Annotated in this window: 15 protein-coding genes and 1 tRNA gene; 11 read left to right on the top strand and 5 right to left on the bottom strand. The window is 64.4% G+C overall.

Going from position 1 to position 17,464, the window contains the following annotated elements; translation table 11 throughout:
• Nucleotides 1-40: 40 nt before the first annotated feature.
• Nucleotides 41-1,369: a PucR family transcriptional regulator gene (locus QH470_RS09320; protein ID WP_400182104.1), complete on the bottom strand. Its 1,329-nt coding sequence runs from the start codon at nt 1,367-1,369 to the stop codon at nt 41-43.
• A gap of 46 nt (nt 1,370-1,415) precedes the next feature.
• Nucleotides 1,416-4,295, bottom strand: a complete 2,880-nt coding sequence (gene aceE / locus QH470_RS09315; protein ID WP_280271961.1) for a pyruvate dehydrogenase (acetyl-transferring), homodimeric type — start codon at nt 4,293-4,295, stop codon at nt 1,416-1,418.
• 354 nt (nt 4,296-4,649) lie between these two features.
• Between aceE and QH470_RS09310 the strand changes: the two genes are divergently transcribed.
• The 7 genes from QH470_RS09310 to QH470_RS09280 all read left to right on the top strand — a co-directional run bounded on the left by QH470_RS09310 (nt 4,650) and on the right by QH470_RS09280 (nt 8,464).
• Nucleotides 4,650-5,099 (top strand): hypothetical protein, encoded by a 450-nt coding sequence (locus QH470_RS09310; RefSeq protein ID WP_280271884.1) that lies wholly within the window; start codon nt 4,650-4,652, stop codon nt 5,097-5,099.
• Between the two features lie 141 nt (nt 5,100-5,240).
• Nucleotides 5,241-5,663 carry a DUF3052 domain-containing protein gene (locus QH470_RS09305; RefSeq protein WP_280271960.1) on the top strand — a complete coding sequence of 141 codons (423 nt, stop codon included), beginning with the start codon at nt 5,241-5,243 and terminating at the stop codon, nt 5,661-5,663.
• A 99-nt stretch (nt 5,664-5,762) separates the two neighbouring features.
• Nucleotides 5,763-6,227: a peroxiredoxin gene (locus QH470_RS09300; protein ID WP_280271883.1), complete on the top strand. Its 465-nt coding sequence runs from the start codon at nt 5,763-5,765 to the stop codon at nt 6,225-6,227.
• A 65-nt stretch (nt 6,228-6,292) separates the two neighbouring features.
• Nucleotides 6,293-6,367 (top strand) — tRNA-Val (locus tag QH470_RS09295).
• A gap of 234 nt (nt 6,368-6,601) precedes the next feature.
• Nucleotides 6,602-6,835, top strand: coding sequence for a hypothetical protein (locus QH470_RS09290; RefSeq protein ID WP_280271882.1), 234 nt, complete (start codon nt 6,602-6,604; stop codon nt 6,833-6,835).
• Nucleotides 6,836-7,107: 272 nt separating this feature from the next.
• Entirely contained in the window at nt 7,108-7,887 is a 780-nt protein-coding gene (locus QH470_RS09285) for a hypothetical protein (protein ID WP_280271881.1), read from the top strand.
• 391 nt (nt 7,888-8,278) lie between these two features.
• Nucleotides 8,279-8,464 carry a hypothetical protein gene (locus tag QH470_RS09280; RefSeq protein WP_280271880.1) on the top strand — a complete coding sequence of 62 codons (186 nt, stop codon included), beginning with the start codon at nt 8,279-8,281 and terminating at the stop codon, nt 8,462-8,464.
• Between the two features lie 617 nt (nt 8,465-9,081).
• Here the strand turns inward: QH470_RS09280 and QH470_RS09275 are convergent.
• Nucleotides 9,082-11,820, bottom strand: a complete 2,739-nt coding sequence (locus QH470_RS09275) for an AAA domain-containing protein (protein WP_280271879.1) — start codon at nt 11,818-11,820, stop codon at nt 9,082-9,084.
• A gap of 363 nt (nt 11,821-12,183) precedes the next feature.
• Between QH470_RS09275 and QH470_RS09270 the strand changes: the two genes are divergently transcribed.
• Nucleotides 12,184-12,663, top strand: coding sequence for a hypothetical protein (locus QH470_RS09270; protein ID WP_280271878.1), 480 nt, complete (start codon nt 12,184-12,186; stop codon nt 12,661-12,663).
• A gap of 440 nt (nt 12,664-13,103) precedes the next feature.
• Here QH470_RS09270 and QH470_RS09265 read toward each other — a convergent pair whose 3' ends face one another.
• Entirely contained in the window at nt 13,104-13,727 is a 624-nt protein-coding gene (locus QH470_RS09265) for a TetR/AcrR family transcriptional regulator (protein WP_280271877.1), read from the bottom strand.
• A 107-nt stretch (nt 13,728-13,834) separates the two neighbouring features.
• On the opposite strand from QH470_RS09265, the gene QH470_RS09260 reads away from it, so the two are divergent.
• Nucleotides 13,835-14,833 carry an alpha/beta fold hydrolase gene (locus QH470_RS09260; RefSeq protein WP_280271876.1) on the top strand — a complete coding sequence of 333 codons (999 nt, stop codon included), beginning with the start codon at nt 13,835-13,837 and terminating at the stop codon, nt 14,831-14,833.
• Between the two features lie 199 nt (nt 14,834-15,032).
• On the opposite strand, the gene arfB is transcribed toward QH470_RS09260, so the two are convergent.
• Nucleotides 15,033-15,461, bottom strand: coding sequence for an alternative ribosome rescue aminoacyl-tRNA hydrolase ArfB (gene arfB, locus QH470_RS09255; RefSeq protein WP_280271875.1), 429 nt, complete (start codon nt 15,459-15,461; stop codon nt 15,033-15,035).
• Between the two features lie 337 nt (nt 15,462-15,798).
• On the opposite strand from arfB, the gene QH470_RS09250 reads away from it, so the two are divergent.
• Together QH470_RS09250 and QH470_RS38105 are read left to right on the top strand one after the other, a co-directional pair.
• Entirely contained in the window at nt 15,799-16,446 is a 648-nt protein-coding gene (locus QH470_RS09250; protein WP_280271874.1) for a LysM peptidoglycan-binding domain-containing protein, read from the top strand.
• Nucleotides 16,447-16,619: 173 nt separating this feature from the next.
• Nucleotides 16,620-17,132: a serine hydrolase gene (locus QH470_RS38105; protein WP_342228428.1), complete on the top strand. Its 513-nt coding sequence runs from the start codon at nt 16,620-16,622 to the stop codon at nt 17,130-17,132.
• Nucleotides 17,133-17,464: the final 332 nt, after the last annotated feature.

Below are 17,464 nucleotides of genomic sequence, written 5' to 3'. Positions count from 1 at the left end.
GGCATGTGGCTCGCCGGGATCGACCCCCTGCCCGGAGTCGTTACACCCCATCTTCGTAAAAGGTGCCCGAAGAGGCTTCTGGGGCAGAAGTTGGCGATTCGTTACGAGTTCGTGTCAGGCGACCTACTGTCGCAGCGATCCGGAGCACGTACGCGTCCCGCGGATTCATCGGATCACGGCCGGTGATGTCGGCGATTCGCTTCAGCCGATAACGGACCGTATTTGGATGAACGAACAGCTGGCGTGCACACGTCTCGACGGCTCCGCCGCAATCGAGATAGGCATCGAGGGTGTCGGCCAAGGCCGACCCGGCGGCGGCCAACGGTAGCACAACATACTCGTTGAGAGCCTCGACCGCAGCACGATCTCCGAGCAGGGCTCGTTCGGGTAGCAACTCGGAGGCGTGTACCGGTCGCGGCGCCCCGCGCCAGCCCACCACCGCCTCCATTCCGGCCATCGCCTCGACCGCGCTGACGTGCGCGGCCGACAGCGTGCGGGTGGTCGGGCCGATCACCACCGGGCCCTCCGAGAACGATTCGGCCAGGAGATCGACCAGGAACGGGGAGGGGTAGCCGATATCGCCGAGATTCCCGCTGACCACCATGACCAGCCGTGATCCCTGGATGACGGCCAGCGCCGCGCGGCCGTGCCGGGCGGCGAGGGTGTGCACCGAGCCGACCACGGTGACCTGGTCACTAGGGGGTATGCCCACCAGCACCGTCGCCGGCGCGGTGGCGTCCCAGTTCAATGTGGCCGCGCGCGAGAGCATTTCGGGCCCGGTGTCGCCGCGCACAACGGCGTCGACGACCAGCGCCTCCAGCCGGGTGTCCCAGGCGCCGCGGGACTCGGCGGCGCTGGCGTACACCGAGGCCGCGGCGAAACCGAGTTCGCGGCCGTAGCGCAGCACCGCCTCGGTCAGTGCCACCAGCTGCCGGTCGTTGCGGGCCAGCGCCGGTAGCCACTGCTCGAAGAACTCCATGGCCACCCGGACCATGTCGACGGTCTGACGCAGGGTGAGCCGCCGCGCCAGATCCTGCGGGATCACCTGAAAGGCGTCCAGGCTGAAGCGGATATCGCTCTCCGGGTCCTGCAGCCATTCCAGGAAGTTCACCACCGCGGTCTGCACCAGCATCTGGACGCCGGCCCGCTGCGCGGCGTCCAGATCACCGAAGAACGGCAGCCGGTCCTCCATCGACGCGATCGCCTCGGTGGACAATCGCCCGGAGAACTGCTTCACCCGCTTGAGCAGCGTGTCCGGCAGCGGATCGCGGGTCTGCTGATACGGCGAGAGGGCGCCGGTCGGCAGATATACCTCGTGTGACGAGGACGTGTCGGTGATCCGGCGCGGCCGCGGCGGTTTACGTTCCACTACTCCATACTCTCCTGCGGCGGCCGTGCCCCCGCGCCCGATGCGCTCACGCCGGCTGGTCTTCGGTGTTGGTCGACTTCTCCGCGGCATCGACGTCGCCGATGCGGTAGCGGGCCTCGGCCTCGGCGACCTTGGCCTGGTCCACCTTGCCCGCCCGGCCCAGCGCCTGCAGCGCGGCGACCGCGATCGACTGCGCGTCCACATTGAATACGCGCCGCGCGGCCGGGCGCGTATCGGAGAAGCCGAAGCCGTCGGTGCCGAGGGTGACGTAGTCGCCGGGCACCCACTTGCGGATCTGGTCCTGTACCGAGCGCAGCCAGTCCGAGGCGGCGACGAACGGGCCCTCGGCTCGCGAAAGCACCTGCGTCACATAGGGAATGCCGGGATCGGCGTTCGGGTCGCGCAGTGCGGCGATCTCCTTCGCCAGCGCCTCCTTCCGCAACTCGCTGAACGAGGTCACCGACCATACGTCCGCCTGCACACCCCATTCCGAGGCCAGCAGTTCCTGCGCGCGCAGCCCGTCGGGCACGGTCACGCCGGAGACCATGATCTGCGCGCGCACCTCGCCCTCGCCGCCGCGCTTGTACAGGTAGATGCCCTTGAGCAGGCCCTCGATATCGAGGTCGTCCGGCTCGGCCGGCTGCGGGTAGGGCTCGTTGTACATGGTGATGTAGTAGCTGAGGTTCTCGCCGCCGAAGGTGTCGTTCGCCATCTTCGGGTGGGTGCCGGGCAGCACGGTCGATTCCGGCGCGGGTTCGCCGCCGCCGTACATCCGGCGCAGGCCGTCGCGCACGATGTGGGCGATCTCGAAGGAGAAGGCCGGATCGTAGGCCACGAAGGCCGGATTCGTGGACGCCAGCAGCAGCGAGTGACCGTCGTTGTGCTGCAGGCCCTCACCGGTCAGGGTGGTTCGCCCAGCGGTTGCTCCGAGGATGAATCCCCGTGCCAGCTGATCGGCCGCGGCCCACAGTCCGTCGCCGGTGCGCTGGAAACCGAACATCGAGTAGAAGATGTAGAGCGGGATCATCGGCTCGCCGTGGGTGGCGTAGGAGGTGCCCACCGCGGTGTAGGAGGCGGTCGATCCGGCCTCGTTGATGCCCTCGTGCAGAATCTGGCCCACTTGGCTCTCTTTGTAGGCAAGCATCAACTCCGCGTCGACCGATGTGTACAACTGGCCGTTGCGGTTGTAGATCTTCAACGAAGGGAACCACGAGTCCATCCCGAAGGTGCGGGCCTCGTCCGGGATGATCGGCACGATCCGCTTGCCGATCTCCTTGTCGCGCAACAGCTCCTTCATCAGCCGCACGAAGGCCATCGTGGTGGCCACGTTCTGCTTGCCCGACCCCTTGCGCACCGAGCGATACGGCTCGTCGCCGGGAAGTTGCAGAGGCTTTGCTGCCGTGCGCCGTTCGGGCAGGAAACCACCCAGGGTGCGACGCCGGTCCAGCATGTACTGGATGGCCGGATCGTCCTGGCCGGGGTGGTAATAGGGCGGCAGGTACGGGTCCGCCTCGAGCTGCTCGTCGGTGAACGGGATGCGCTGCACGTCGCGGAATGCCTTCAGATCGTCCAGCGTCATCTTCTTCATCTGGTGCGTGGCGTTGCGGGCCTCGAAGTGCTTGCCCAGGCCGTAGCCCTTGATGGTCTTGGCCAGGATGACCGTCGGCTGGCCCTGGTGCGCCAGCGCCGCCGCGTAGGCCGCGTAGATCTTGCGGTAGTCGTGGCCGCCGCGCTTGAGGTTCCAGATCTGCTGGTCCGACAGGCCTTTCACCAATTCCTTGGTGCGCGGGTCGCGACCGAAGAAGTGCTCGCGCACGTACGCGCCGTCGTTGGCCTTGTAGGTCTGGTAGTCGCCGTCGGGAGTGGAGTTCATCAGGTTCACCAGGGCGCCGTCACGGTCGGCGCTCAGCAGCGTGTCCCACTCGCGGCCCCAGATGACCTTGATGACGTTCCAGCCCGCGCCCCGGAAGAACGACTCCAGCTCCTGGATGATCTTGCCGTTGCCGCGCACCGGGCCGTCCAGGCGCTGCAGGTTGCAGTTGATGACGAAGGTCAGATTGTCCAGGGCCTCGTTGGCGGCCACCTGGATCAGGCCGCGCGACTCCGGCTCGTCCATCTCCCCGTCGCCCAGGAACGCCCAGACATGCTGGTCCGAGGTGTCCTTGATGCCGCGATCGTGCAGGTAGTGGTTGAACCGAGCCTGGTAGATGGCGTTCATCGGGCCCAAACCCATGGAGACCGTGGGGAATTCCCAGAAGTCGGGCATCAGGCGCGGGTGCGGGTACGACGACAGCCCGCGACCCGGACCGCCGTGGCTGTACTCCTGACGGAACCCGTCGAGCTGATCCTCCGACAGCCGGCCCTCGAGGTACGCGCGGGCGTACACGCCCGGGGAGGCGTGCCCCTGGATGAAGATCTGGTCGCCGCCGCCGGAATGGTCCTTGCCGCGGAAGAAGTGGTTGAAGCCGACCTCGTACATCGCCGCCGACGACGCGTAGGTCGAGATGTGGCCGCCCACACCGATTCCCGGCCGCTGCGCGCGGTGCACCATGACCGCGGCGTTCCAGCGGATCCAGGCACGGTAGCGGCGCTCCACCTCTTCGTCGCCGGGGAACCACGGCTCGTTCTCGGTGGGGATGGTGTTGACGTAATCGGTGGAGGTCAGCGCGGGGATGGCGACATGGCGTTCACCGGCGCGTTCCAGTAGGCGCAGCATCAGGTAGCGCGCACGTCCCGGTCCCTCGCGGTCGAGCATCTCGTCGAAGGACTCCAGCCATTCGCCGGTCTCCTCCGGGTCGATGTCCGGTAGGTACGATGCCACCCCCTCGCGGATCACACGCACACGGGCACCGGCCGGACGCGCGGGCGCCGACTCCGAATCGGCGGCTGCGCCGTTGGCGGTGGAACTCGACGACTTCGGGTGCATCACGTCTGTCAAAATCAAAGCTCCTCGTACAGGGGTGGACAAGCGGATGGCTCTAACCCCGGACAGCCGCGCTGGTGGGCGGGTTGTCCGTGCCTCACGGTGGGGCGCATCTCACATCCTTGTCGATGATGCGTCCCAGGTCATCATGTCAGCCGGAAATCCAGTACCGTTCTCCAGGCAACTGCGGTGTGCGCACCGTGAACAACGCCCGATGGACACCGCCGAGGTCGAGAAGCGGGGAGGATGATGAAACTGCTGAACCCACGCGGGTTCGGGTTGGCGTGCGCGACCCTTGCGGTCGGCACAGGACTGGTGGTAGCGGGATGCTCCAGCTCAGTCCACGGTACCGCCACCGTGAACGAGGCGGACGCGGCATCGTTCCGGTCGGAGATGGCGGCGTCGTCGGCAGCGGCGACGTCCTCGGCCAAGGCGGCCGCGCAGGACAAGGCCGTCTCCGAGAACTGCAGCCCGTTCCGCGATCTGTCCGGCGTCGCGGTGACCAAGTACAACGAATTCGTCGACGCCCACGACGCCAACGCGCCCGATCAGGACGCCAAGCGCGACGCCGCGGCGGAGACGCTGGAGAACGCGGCCCGCACGGTCGAGAGCCGCGTGACCGCCTCGGGCGAGGCCCTACCCGCGGACCTCGGGCAGAAGTTCACCGACTACGTCGTGGCCGCGCGGGCGCTGGCGGAGGAATCGCGCAAGATGACCTACACCGCACCCGTCGGACCGCTCAACGACGCCAGCAAGCGCGTCAACGACGCGCTCAACACGGTGCGGAATGCTTGTCCCGCACGGTGACCGGCTTACCGGTCCGACCTCGGACGATGCGTCTTATTACGCGACATTTCGGAATGTAGTTGGGCCGATCGGCTTGCGCTGCGGCCGATAACCATGTTCGCTTGCACCTATCTATTGTCGGCAGTTGAGGAGGACACCACCGTGGTCGCCGCGGCGGACGCGCAGAACAACGCTCAGAAGCTTGGCATCTCACACGGAATGGTGGTCCAAGAACTGGGCTGGGATGAGGACACCGACGACGGCCTGCGGGCGGACATCGAGGAGGTGGTCGGCTCCGAGCTGGTCGATGAGGACACCGACGAGGTGGTCGACGTCGTCATGCTGTGGTGGCGAGACGGTGACGGTGATCTCGCCGACGAGCTGATGGACGCGATCAGCCCGCTGTCCGACGACGGCGTGATCTGGGTGCTGACCCCCAAGACCGGACATCCCGGCCACGTGGATCCGAGCGAGATCGCCGAGTCGGCCCCCACGGCCGGCCTGACCTCCACCACACCGGTGAGTCTGGGGGACTGGACCGGCACCAAACTCACGCAGCCCAAGACGCCCTCGAAGCAGCGCTGACCGGCGGCTCGATTAAGGTTGTGGGGGTGGGCCCGTGCTGCCCGCCGGTGCGCCCACGCCGGGATCGTAGGCGCCGCATCGATCACAGGAGGACCGCGCATGCCACTCGAAGAGGGCACGGCCGCACCGGATTTCACGCTGAAGGACCAGAACAACCAGGACGTCAGCCTCTCGGACTACCGCGGGCACAAGAACGTCCTGATCGTGTTCTACCCCTTGGCGTTCACCGGTATCTGCCAGGGTGAGCTGTGCAAGGTCCGTGACGAACTGCCGAAGTTCCAGAACGACAACGCCGAGATCCTCGCGATCTCCGTCGGTCCGCCGCCCACCCACAAGATCTGGGCGGCGGAGCAGGGCTACACCTTCCCCCTGCTCTCGGACTTCTGGCCGCACGGCGCCGTAGCCCAGTCCTACGGCGTCTTCAACGACAAATCCGGCTTCGCCAACCGCGGCACCTTCGTCGTAGACAAAGACGGCATCATCCGTTTCTCCGAAATGAACGGCCCCGGCGAACCCCGTGACCAGGCAGCTTGGGAGAAAGCCCTCGCTGCGTTAGATTCTTAACCCGCTGGGTTGCCTCGGGGCAACCAGCACTTCCGTCCCCGCTCTCGTCCGGCGGGCGCGGACTCGGGCGTATAGCTCAGTGGTAGAGCACTGGTTTTACACACCAGCGGTCGGGGGTTCGAACCCCTCTGCGCCCACCAGTAAGTTTTCTGGTCTCTCGCTCTTCTCGGGCGGATTGATATGGGTGGGCACAGCCCGGTCGCGAATTGCGGCCGCTGACTGGGGCTCCTTCGGGACTTCCGACCCTGTCTTCGAGATCGTGGCCGTCTGATCATTGAGCGCTGTGGGATCCCGTCAGGGATCCGGAGAACAGCGACGCCTCGATCCATCACGGTGGGTGGCGCCTAAGAATCTGGTTCACGATCGAGGTGGTCATGCAAGTCGAACTGGGGACGTTCCGTATCGACACGGGTACGCGGCGCTTGTTCCCGGCCTACCGGCCGCCCCGAAGCCTGATTCTCGCCCTGCTCTACTCGATGGCGATGGTGTTCGTCTACACGCTGCTCTTCGAGATCTATTGTCTTGTCGCGCTTGGTTCGGGCCTGCCCGAAGCCCCGCTCTTTCGATCCCAGCCGAACACGCGGGGCGTTGATGTTCCGCCCTACTAGACGTCGAGCAACCGCTCATTGCGCAGCGGTAGATGAATTCGAGTTTCTCTGAGGCGCAGGTACTTCCGTGCTCATCTGCTATCGAGTGGGTCAGGCGTGCCATCGATCCGTGTGTCGCAGGGGGGTGATATCCGCACTAATTAAAGGGGCCACGAGTGACCTATCAACGCCCGAACCGACATCCCGGAACACCGCTCTACCGCGGCCCGCAGAGGGCCCCGGGGGCACCCCGGCACCCAAGCAAGAAGAAATGGCCATGGATCGTCGGTGCGGTGGTGCTGCTGCTGTTCGGCGGGTGCGTCAGCTCGATGACTGATCAGGACAAGGGCAAGATGCAGGCCACCACGTCGACGGGGCGAACCGTGTCCACGAGCGCAGCGCCGAAAGACCCCACGGCGCTTGCCCGATTCGTGGCAACCATTGATGGCTCGCCCACGTCGTACCGGATCACCGTGAAGGTCGGCACTAAGAAGATTGATGTCAAGTTGGCGCATACCGCCTCGCATGGCAGCTGCGGTTCCGAGCTCTTGCGGGTTTTCGAATCGCGTTTGGCAGCTTCGCTTCCCATCGGAGCCTCGGTGACTGTGGTGTGGTCGCAACCGCAGTCCGCGCCGTCCGGCCCTAAACAGGCATACATCCATCTGGCAGAGCCGGGCAAGGACGCCACCGAGAACCCATACGGCATCAGCCTCAACGAACAACTCGTCGCGGAAGGCAACGCTGTGCTGGATCCGCCGATTCGGCGAAGTGAGGAAGCGCCACCGGTTGCCGAGCAAGTCCTGACGGTCCGCGCCGGCGCGACGGTTGAGACCGCCGCATACATCGACGCATTGTCTGCCGCCGACATCGCCGCGTGGAACAGTCGCGTCGGAGCAATCGCCGACTGCCGTGTGCGTGTGGATCGTGAAGACGAGCAGCGCCGCCAGAGGTGGGGAGCGGACAGGAAACCCGGTACCGATGATGATCCGCCCCACGACTATTCGAACAATGGAGGCAGTAGCGGCGGGGGCGGCGGTGAAAGTCGTCTCTGCCGCCGCCACTGGTGGTGCTGAGGGTTGATGGTCAGTGGTCGGGATGCCAATGAGGACCATGCGTTTCACGTCGCAACGTGGGGACAGTACCGGAGTTCGGCCGCGATCTCCGGCCGCTGTCCGAGCCCCGGCAAGACGCTGGTGATGAGCATGAGTTCGCGCATTCGGCAGAGTCCGGGCCATTCGCTCGTCTGGTGATGTCCCAACCGTAAGTGTCCGAGACATCCGTGTAGACCCCGGCTCGTCCGAACCGAGAGATCGATGGTGAGCTTGAAGTTCAGCGATGCGTTGCCGAAGCGGCTGACAACGGCGACCTTCGCAGCCGAGATGGCTGATGTCGACAGCGGCGCCAAGGTGTGGGCCGAACCTGCGCGGTCCGTCGTAAGTGGTGACTGCACGGGAGCGGGAGCGTATGCACTACGAAGAGTATCTGGAGTATTTGAATCGTCTGGATGAGGACGATCATCAGGACTACCAGGATGATCTGGATCGTGAGCGTGAAGACGCCCATCAAGCCCATCTGGACCATCTGGACCATCTGGACCATCTGGACGAAGCTGATCAAGACTACCTCGACTACCTAGGCGACATCGACTAACTGTTGCGGAGAGCGCCCTCGGTGGCGACGGATCGGCCGTGGATATCGGAGAGCCCGTGCCCGAGCCGAGTATTCTCGCTACGGTGGGGAGTTTGATGAGGTGGCTGCGGCGCAAGGACGCCCGAGCAGCCAGAATTCTGGATGATTTTCGGAACTACGCTGCCTCGCAAGGGCTTTCGATTCTGTCCGATCGATCGGGTCTATCAAAGCGGACGTAGGGGAACGAAAGCCAGTGTGCGCCTGGGCGTTACCGGTTTGTCCCGTGACGCCTGGTTCTGGTGGACGGCAGCTCAGTCAGGGTCGTTGATCGCGGGTCGAGTGTCCCAAGGATACGGTCCGCATACGGGTAGGAACGACGTGTTGTACGTCGGTACCGAGGGCGGGTCGGGAGTCTTCGCGGTCGTTGATTCGACAACGCTCCGGCGGGCGAACCGATATTGGGCTCTGCCCGAGTCCAGTAGACCGGAGCTGCCGCCGAGCAGCGGATTAAGTGAGATTCGTGCACGGCGGCGATGGCCTACGGCCGTTGTCGTCGCCGGAGCGGTCGCTGTTCTACTGCTCTTGGTCATTTGACCGTGTCTTCGCGCGGCCGCAGGAACCTCGCCGAACGCATGCCGTCACATGCTGCTCGTCGATGTGCGTTGATTGTCCACGAGCGAGATCAGTTCGGTGCGTAGACGTTCGATCTCCCCGCTGCCGGTGGTGGGGAACCGGAGTAGCGGTATGTCGTAGGTGTCGCAGATCGCGTCCTTGAGTGCGTCGCGGGCGAGTTGGTCGGGCCTGTTCTCGTGGTACTTGAATCCATCCACCTCGATTACGCAGATGCGGTCCTTGGTGACGCGGTTGAAGATGTCGAAGTCGACTGATGAGCGGTTCCGGACGAACCGCTGTTGCTCCGGGGTGAGGCGGTCGGTGTGCGGCAACAAGTTCTTGAGGTATACCTGTTCCCTGAACCAGAGTCCTTGAAAATGGTTCTCCTGCAGTAGATCTTCGAGGACTGTCCGCATGATGTCCTCGGATTTGTAACTTGATTTCCCCCGCAGCCGGGTGGCCCGCGAACGCAGGCGAGCCGAATAGTCCCGGTAGAGTAGATCGAAGACCGATACCACTGAGCTGTCGAAGAGTTCCTCGGTGGGATTCTGGTACCGGATGTAGCCGATTAGATCACGAAGGTTCCTGCTCCGGGGCAGCATGGCGTGGTTCGTCACCAGGACGAAACGTCTCATCGCACGGGAGACCGCAACGTTGACCAGCTCCGCGGCGTCAGCGAATCTCAAGCCCACATGGCCGCTTTTCGATTCGTCCAGGACCGTGGTCATCACGATGGCCTTCTTTTCGCGGCCTTGGAAACTGTGCACGGTATCGGCCTCGATACTCGCGATCAGCGCGTCGGTAACTCTGTCCGCCTGCTTGCGGTAGGGAGTGGTCACCCCTATCTCTTCCGGTTCGAAGTCGGAGCAGAATCGCGGGAATACCTCTTGCCGAATGACGTCGATCTCTCGCTGATTGATGCGCCCGCCCCCGATGTCGAACTGACGCATGTGATTGCCTTCCACGGTACGTGCCACCACCATGGCCGGGTACCCGGATGTGCTGCGGGTGTAGGGAACGAGGTTGTCTTCGTAGAACTTCCGGTTGCAGAATCCGATGATGGTCGGATCGCACCGGTAGTGTTCCCGCAGCATGACGCGCGGGAGTCGATCTCCGAACAGTTCGATCACCGAGGACAGGATGCTGTGCCCGTGGTAGTGATACTCGGCGGCGGGTGCGGGTGGGCAGGAGGATTCTCGGATCCCATCCTCGATGACGGGCCGCAACTGCTGGAGGTCGCCGACGATTACCAGGTTGCGACAGCATGCCAGTGCCACTCCGGCTGCGAGCAGGTCGACTTGTGAGGCTTCGTCGATGACGAGGTAGTCGACCAGTTTCCCGTTGCCGATGCTGCGTTCCAGTGAATGGCAGGTGCTCAAGACGACAGGGTAGTCGCGGCTGAATTCGTCCCACTTGCCGCGGAATCCGTTGCCGTACCGCTGTATTGGCCGCCCTGCGTAGCGGCGTCGCAGATGCTCGGTGAGCCAGTCCACGGACAGCGTGCGTTGTTCCTCTACCAGCTTCTCGAACTTCGATCGATCCAGGGACTTCTCGAGTTCGGTAATTCGTCGCTCGAGTTCGGCGATCCTCGTGTCGTAGTACAGCTGCTGCAGACGCAGGACGACATCTACATCACCCGGATCGATCGAGCGCATCGATCGGAATCGAAAGTAGTTGCCGATTCGTTCGACCAAGTGCGCGATGCCGCTGGTTGGAGCCAGCTCCGGATCGGTGGCGGCGATGAAGGCGAGGATCTTGTCCGAACCCCACCGCAGTACCGGCAACCGTTCTTGATCAGGCAGTTCGTGTCGATCGAGGTATCCCACGAAATGGTTACGTTCCAGCGAGTACGCAGCCACCTTCGAACGTAATTGTGCGACTTCCCGTTCGATTTCTCGCAGGCCAACGAGCTGGTTGTCCCGCCGGTCCATCTCTTCGGCTCGGGGCAGCGGGATCGGAGTCGATGCCTGCAATGCCTCGATTCTACGATTCCGTTCATCTTGCTCCGCGAAGAATCGCTCCCGCTTTGTCTTCCGGCCGAGGTTCGCTGTTACATAACCGAATCCCGCTTCGGCGAGCTTGGTGTGGACATTGTCCACCGCGGCGTTGTTCGAGGAGACCACGGCTATGGTCTTCGACTCGTCGACGATGAGGTTGGCGATCAGATTGAGGATCGTCTGCGTCTTCCCGGTTCCGGGCGGGCCATCGATTACCGAAATCGGATGTCGCAGAGCGTTTTCGATGGCAGCGCGTTGGCTGAGGTTGGTGTGGAACGGATACAGGGGTGGCGATGCCGGTCGTTCGATAGGCTCGATCGGCACGGAGTGGAGATACCGGTACAGCGCGCTCTCTGGGTGAACAAATATCGACTGTCCGTACGCCTCTCGTAGTGATCGGCCGCTCTCAGGAAGGAGGCTCGCCACAGCACTCCAGTACGTCAGCACCTGCGCTGCACGTGGTTCGCCGGCCGCGTTCGGTATGACCTCGACAGACTCCGCGGGCCGCACGGAATACTTCCCGTCATCGCCATAGAAGATGTGCCACCATCCCAGCTCTGGCCCGGCGAAGTAGTAAGCCTCGCGCGCGTTCTCCCACAGTTGGCCATCCACCAGGATTCTCATCTGAGGGCCGAGCGATACGGCATGGGGATTGTTCAGCGTAAGCACGCGATCCCACCCGTACTCGAAGGGGCCACCGCGTTTGAAAGTGACGCGCACCCCTGTTGTCCCCTGTTGTAGTCCTGTGATGTCCTTCGTGCGGTTCACGAAGACCCCGCTCCCTCGATCATGAATCAGTATCGACACTTGACGTGGATCGATCACTCCCCAACCCCTTTCACCGATAACAGGCACGGCGAGCCTATCGCGAGTTGAGCCCGGTCACCCGCTGGATCGTGCGGCGACGGTAGAGCTAAACTCGCGTCTGCTCCGTCCGGGGCGAATGGAAGGGGTTGTGTGCGAACATGTTTCGCACGTCGCCGATCCACTCGGTACCACACGTTCCGGCCGAAACTGTATGGGGGAATCCATGACGAGGAACTGCGACCAGTGAGGACTACCGTTACCATCACATCCAGGGGACAGTACTGGGCGGTCGCCTTCAGCAGGCGTGATCCGGAACTACTCAGGGTGCTCAAGTCGATCATTCCCAGCGACAGACGCCAGTGGAACAACGACGCTGTCGAATGGCGCATCGTCGGCGACATCGCGGAACTGCATGATGAATTCGGCCGCCGCAGTGTGCCGGTCACCGTCGTCGGCGAGCGTGGCCAGGCGAAGCGGGAACCTGACGAACGCGAGAGCGTCGACCACTGGCGACGCAAATTCGAGGCGATGGCCGAGGCTGCCAAGCGGATGCATGAGGAGAAGTTGCAACTCCAGGAAGAGCACGAGGAGACGCTGCGGAAATTAAAAGAAGTTGCAGCCAAGGCCAGTGCCCCGCCGGCGTCGGGGAGTTGGGCCGAACAGCTGTTCACCGCTGTCGGGGAGTCCCGAATCGATGCTGTGTTCAAGGCCATGTCACGCTGCCTGCATCCGGACGTGAAGACCGGGGATACCAGGCTGATGCAGCAGTTGAACGATGCCCGCGGAAGACTCCGTAACAGATAAGCGGCCCGGTCGCTACTTCCGGACGACCGCATGTCCGTTCATCCCGACGGTGCGCGGCTGTGATGAGCGTTGCGCTGTCCCAACACCGTTGTGTCAGGGAAGGATTGCGTGGAGGCGGCCATCGGTGGTTTGGGGGAGCGCATGCCTCGTACGCGGTGCCGCTTGCCTGCCGAGGTATCGGTGTACCTGAGGCTCGCCGAACAAGCCACCAGCTAGTTTGAGATTGCCAAGAACAGGCAAGGACTCGGACGAACGAGGCCCGATCGGACGGACCACCACCACCCGGACCCGCAGAAGTCCCCACCCGCCTTACGCACCGGGGTTCGAGCCCCCTCTGCTTGTGGAGGCTGGGGTTCAGTCGTTGGGGGACAAACGATCCCGCTGCGCGCATGCCGCTGAGTGCGGCCGACTATCGCATCTACTCGCCATGTTCTGTGTGGTCACGCACGGTCGTTTCGGTCTTGCAAGAGCCCGTTGGCGATGACGTCGGCGGCGGACTCGAGTAGGTCTCGTAATTCCGCTTCCGTCCTGCGGAGTTGGTCAGGGCGCCAGTTGAGGCTGATGATGCCGTTCCAGGTGGCCAGCAGGATCGCGGCGACGTTCGATGGGTCGACGGGGCGGGCGATGCCTGCGTCGATCCCGGCGCGGAGGGCTTCGGCCAGGCGGTCGTTCTGTCGCTTGATGTTTCGTGCCAGGCGTTCGGTGAGCTCGCGTCCGGCCGAGTAGCGGCCCGGATCGGCTGGGAAGGCCAGCATGCGGAAGTACTCGGGGTACTGCAGATAGAACTGCAAGTATTGCTCGGCTACGGCATAAATCTGTTCGGCGGGACTTCGATCCGCGGTGAAGGCGAGGTCCATGAAACGGCGGTCGACGTCGAGTACGCGCTCGACCACCGCGGCGTGCAGGCCGGCCTTGGATCCGAAGTGGTTGTAGATCGAGCCGACCGCCACCCCCGCGCGATCGGCGATTTCGTCCACGGTCACCTCGTCTGCCGGGCGGTCACTGAAAATCTCACCCGCGGCCTGCAGGAGCGCGTCGATGGTGCGCTGCTTCCGAGGATCCACAGTCGGTCCGCCTCTTGTAATCGTTGCAATAAGTTCGGTCGGTGCGTAGCGTACCGCCCGAGGGTTCATGCAAGCGTTGCAAGAACTCGGAATCGGGGAGGAAGCTCATGACCGTCGGCCAGGCGTCATCACGAACGTTGCGTCCGTTCCAGCAGCAGCGGTTCGCTCGACTGCCGGAGTTGCCGGCGCGGCCGCACCCCTACTTCGCGTCGACGCCACACGACCTGGAGATGGACTCGGCATCGCTGGGTCGGATCCGGGTGCATTACCGCGAATACGGCAGTGGGACACCGCTTCTGCTGATTCATGGCTTGATGACCACCAGTTATTCGTGGCGGTATGTGCTCGATGGTCTCGGCGCACACTTCCGCCTGATCGTCCCCGACCTGCCGGGCAACGGCCGCAGTAGCCAACCGGGCGTGCGGCTTTCGGCTCCGGCGATGGCGGCATGGATCGGCGAATTCCAAACGGCACTCGGGTTGCGCGGCTGCGCTGCCGTCGGCAATTCCCTCGGCGGGTATCTGGTCATGCGTCAGGCACTCGCCGACCCGGGCGCGTTCTCCCGGCTGGTCAATATCCACGCCCCGACATTCCCGGTCGCACGGATGCACGCACTGCATGCAGCGCTGTTACTTCCCGGCGCGGCAACGGCTTTCGGGTGGTGGGTCCGGCGTGACACCGTGCGATGGGCGCACCGGATCGTGCACTACTACGACGACACGCTCAAATCGCTCGAGGAGGCCCGCGAGTACGGCGCACCGCTGGACTCCGTCGAGGGCATCAGAACCTTCGTCAGCTACCTACGAGACGTGATGTCGCCGCGCGGGTTTGCCGATTTCGCCACCGAACTCGACCGGCGCCGGGGTGCGCGGCAGCCGTTCCCGATGCCGTTGCAGCTCATCTACTCTCGGCAGGACCCGATGGTGCCGCCCGCCACCGGGCCGAAACTGGCCGCGCTCATCCCCGGTGCGCAACTTCACCAGCTGGACCACTCATCCCACTTCGCCCACGTCGACAGCCCGGCCGAGGTCACGGCTCTACTGCTGGACTTCCTCGACTCGGACACGCCCGACCTGAGGCCGGGTCGGTCGATGTCTGGGAACTAGCCGCTGGGCGAGAGGTGTTGCGGCTCAGGGTTTCCGCACGTGTCGCATGTAGCGCTGTTCGGGCTTGGCACGGTCGAAAGGCGTGTGCCTATGCTCAGGCTGCGGCCGGCGACAAGAGGATGCGGACGCGTACCTCGGGGCGCGCGTTCTTCGACAATGATTGTGCCGCCGATACCTGAACCTGTGGCGCTGTTGTCGGTTAATCGTCGGGGGAGACGCGCCGGTTGCGTTTGGTGACGCCGCGCCGCTTCTTCGCGGAGATACGACGTTCCTTCGCCCCGCGCGAGGGCTTGGTGGCGCGGCGCACAGGTGGCGGGGCGGCAGCGGCGTCACGTAGTAGCGAGGCCAGGCGTTCGCGAGCGGCCGCGCGGTTCTGTAGCTGTGCGCGCTGCTCCGATGCGGTGACCGTGAGAACTCCGTTGACCAGGCGGGTGGCCAGGCGGTCGAGCATCCGGGTGCGCAGCCACTGCGGCACCGAGGGTGAGTGTGCGAGGTCGAACGACAGCTCTACCCGGCTGTCGGTGGTGTTGACGTGCTGCCCTCCCGGCCCGGACGACCGCGAGAACCGCTCACGCAACTCGGACGCGGGTATCACCAGCATCCGGGTCACGGTCAGGTCTTCTGCCATGATTCGACGCCGTTTCTTCCCGGTTCGGGAGTCGCCGCGACTACGTTGGTCCAGCCGCGACTGAATGGTGACCTTGTCATTCACGATAGCGATGCCCATTCCCGATGCGACATCACGGTTGTCTGGGCGTCGTCAGGATTCGCTGATCAACGCCGTCGCGAATCGCAAGCCCGGGTTGTCGCTGTGCGGTATCGGAAACGAGTAGTGGTCTACCCGCGACCGCCGGGGCGGTAGGGACGAGGATCGGTAGTGCGGGTGCGGCACGTGAGATGCCCGTCGGCTGTTGATGAGTGCGTATGTGCCGCAACGAATCCCGGAGTTCGAAATGGCGGAAGACATGAAGAAGTATGAAGTTCGGGCGGGTGACACGCTCTCCGGGATCGCGGAGCGCGAGTACGGTGACAGCCGGCTGTTCCCCGCGATCGCGCGGCAGAATCATCTTGCGGATCCGGATCGGATCGATGTCGGGCAGCAGCTGTTGCTTCCGTACATCACCCGGCGGCACCTGGTCGGTGGTCCCGACTCCACCGCGGCGCGCAAGGAGATCACTCGGCGGTATTACGGGACCGAGGACGGCGATGTCCAGCTGACCTGGGAAGTCGTCAACGGTGTGGCGCAGCGGGAGATTCAGCAGGGTGCGTGGTTGCTCATGCCGGAGCTGGGTGATGTCGGGCATCACACGGTGGTGGAGGGTGAGCTTCTCGCTGTCCTCGCCGGGCGCTGGTACGGCGACGAGCACCTCGCGCTGGTGATCGCGCTGGCGAACCGGCTACCTGCGGGGACCGAACCGGCTCCCGGGCAGGTGCTCGTCCAGCCGGGGCTCAACCGGCGCCGTGCCGTCTCGGGTGACACCCTGCGCACGATGTGCCGCGACGAGTACGGGCCCGCGGACCTGGACACCCGGATCGGGGTGGTCGCCGCGGCCAACTATCTCTCGAACGTGGACAAACTGTTCTCCCGTCAGGTGATTCATTTCCCGTCGTGACTGCGGGTCCGAATCACTCGCTCGCGGGGGCAGTTCGACCACTTCCCCCGCAACCCTCCGCGAAAGCCCGAATCGCCGCGTTCTCCATGGCAGTGACCCAGACCAGCGCCCCCTCCACCAGCGGATTGCCTTGCAGCGGAACGTATGTCACGTCGGGGTGGTGGTAGTAGTCGATGAAAGATGCTGAGGTGGGGTGGACTACCTCGCCGCTTGCGATGCGGTGGAGGATGTCCGTTGTGGTCGCGATCGGGCCGACGGTCAGGGACTCGACGTGGCCGATCCACCCGACGGGGCGTGGTCTCGGCCTCCGGCCTTCGGCGACGGCGCAGCGGGGCTGGTGTCGACGGCCGACGACATGCTCGCCTTTCCCGCATGCTGTTGCGCGGCGGGCGCCGGTGCTGTCCGGCGCGTCGGTTCGTGCCATGACCACTGACCAATTGACTCCGGAACAACGGTCGTACGGCGGTCTGCTGCCGGACTTCTTCACCGGCAATTCCTGGGGATATGGCGTGTCGGTCGCCGACAGCGGCGCGTACGGCTGGGACGGCGGCTTCGGTACCTCGTGGATTGCGGATCCTCGGCACGACCTCACGGTGCTCGTGCTGACCCAACGGTTGTTCGACTCGCCGGGACTCCCGCAGGTACACAGCGACTTCCGCGCTGCCGCCTACGAAGCGCTCACCTGAGTGCGCTGTCCCGCGCCTCGGGATGAGGTGAGTCACAGCGTTCGGTGGAATTGTCGGGACGGTACCGCCGTTGAAGAACTTGTCGGCGTCCGGACAGCCCCGGGCCGCACCCCATTTGTCGCTTCGAGCGACCACTCGCCGAGAGGCGCTTGTTGGACGTCGGCTTCCCAGCGTGATCGCCCCCCGGCAATTAGGGCGGGGGGGGTTAGGGGTTGGGGGGGGGGGGGGCCCACCAATCCCACCACCTACCGCCACCGCGACCTGCCTGCACGGTATCCGTTTTTGTTGGGGCGGGCCTGGTCGAAACCGGCACGGCCGGATCAGTGGTGGGT

This window comes from Nocardia wallacei, from assembly GCF_029868745.1.
Classification (GTDB): domain Bacteria; phylum Actinomycetota; class Actinomycetes; order Mycobacteriales; family Mycobacteriaceae; genus Nocardia; species Nocardia wallacei_B.
This window is presented reverse-complemented; position numbering and strand designations above follow the sequence as displayed.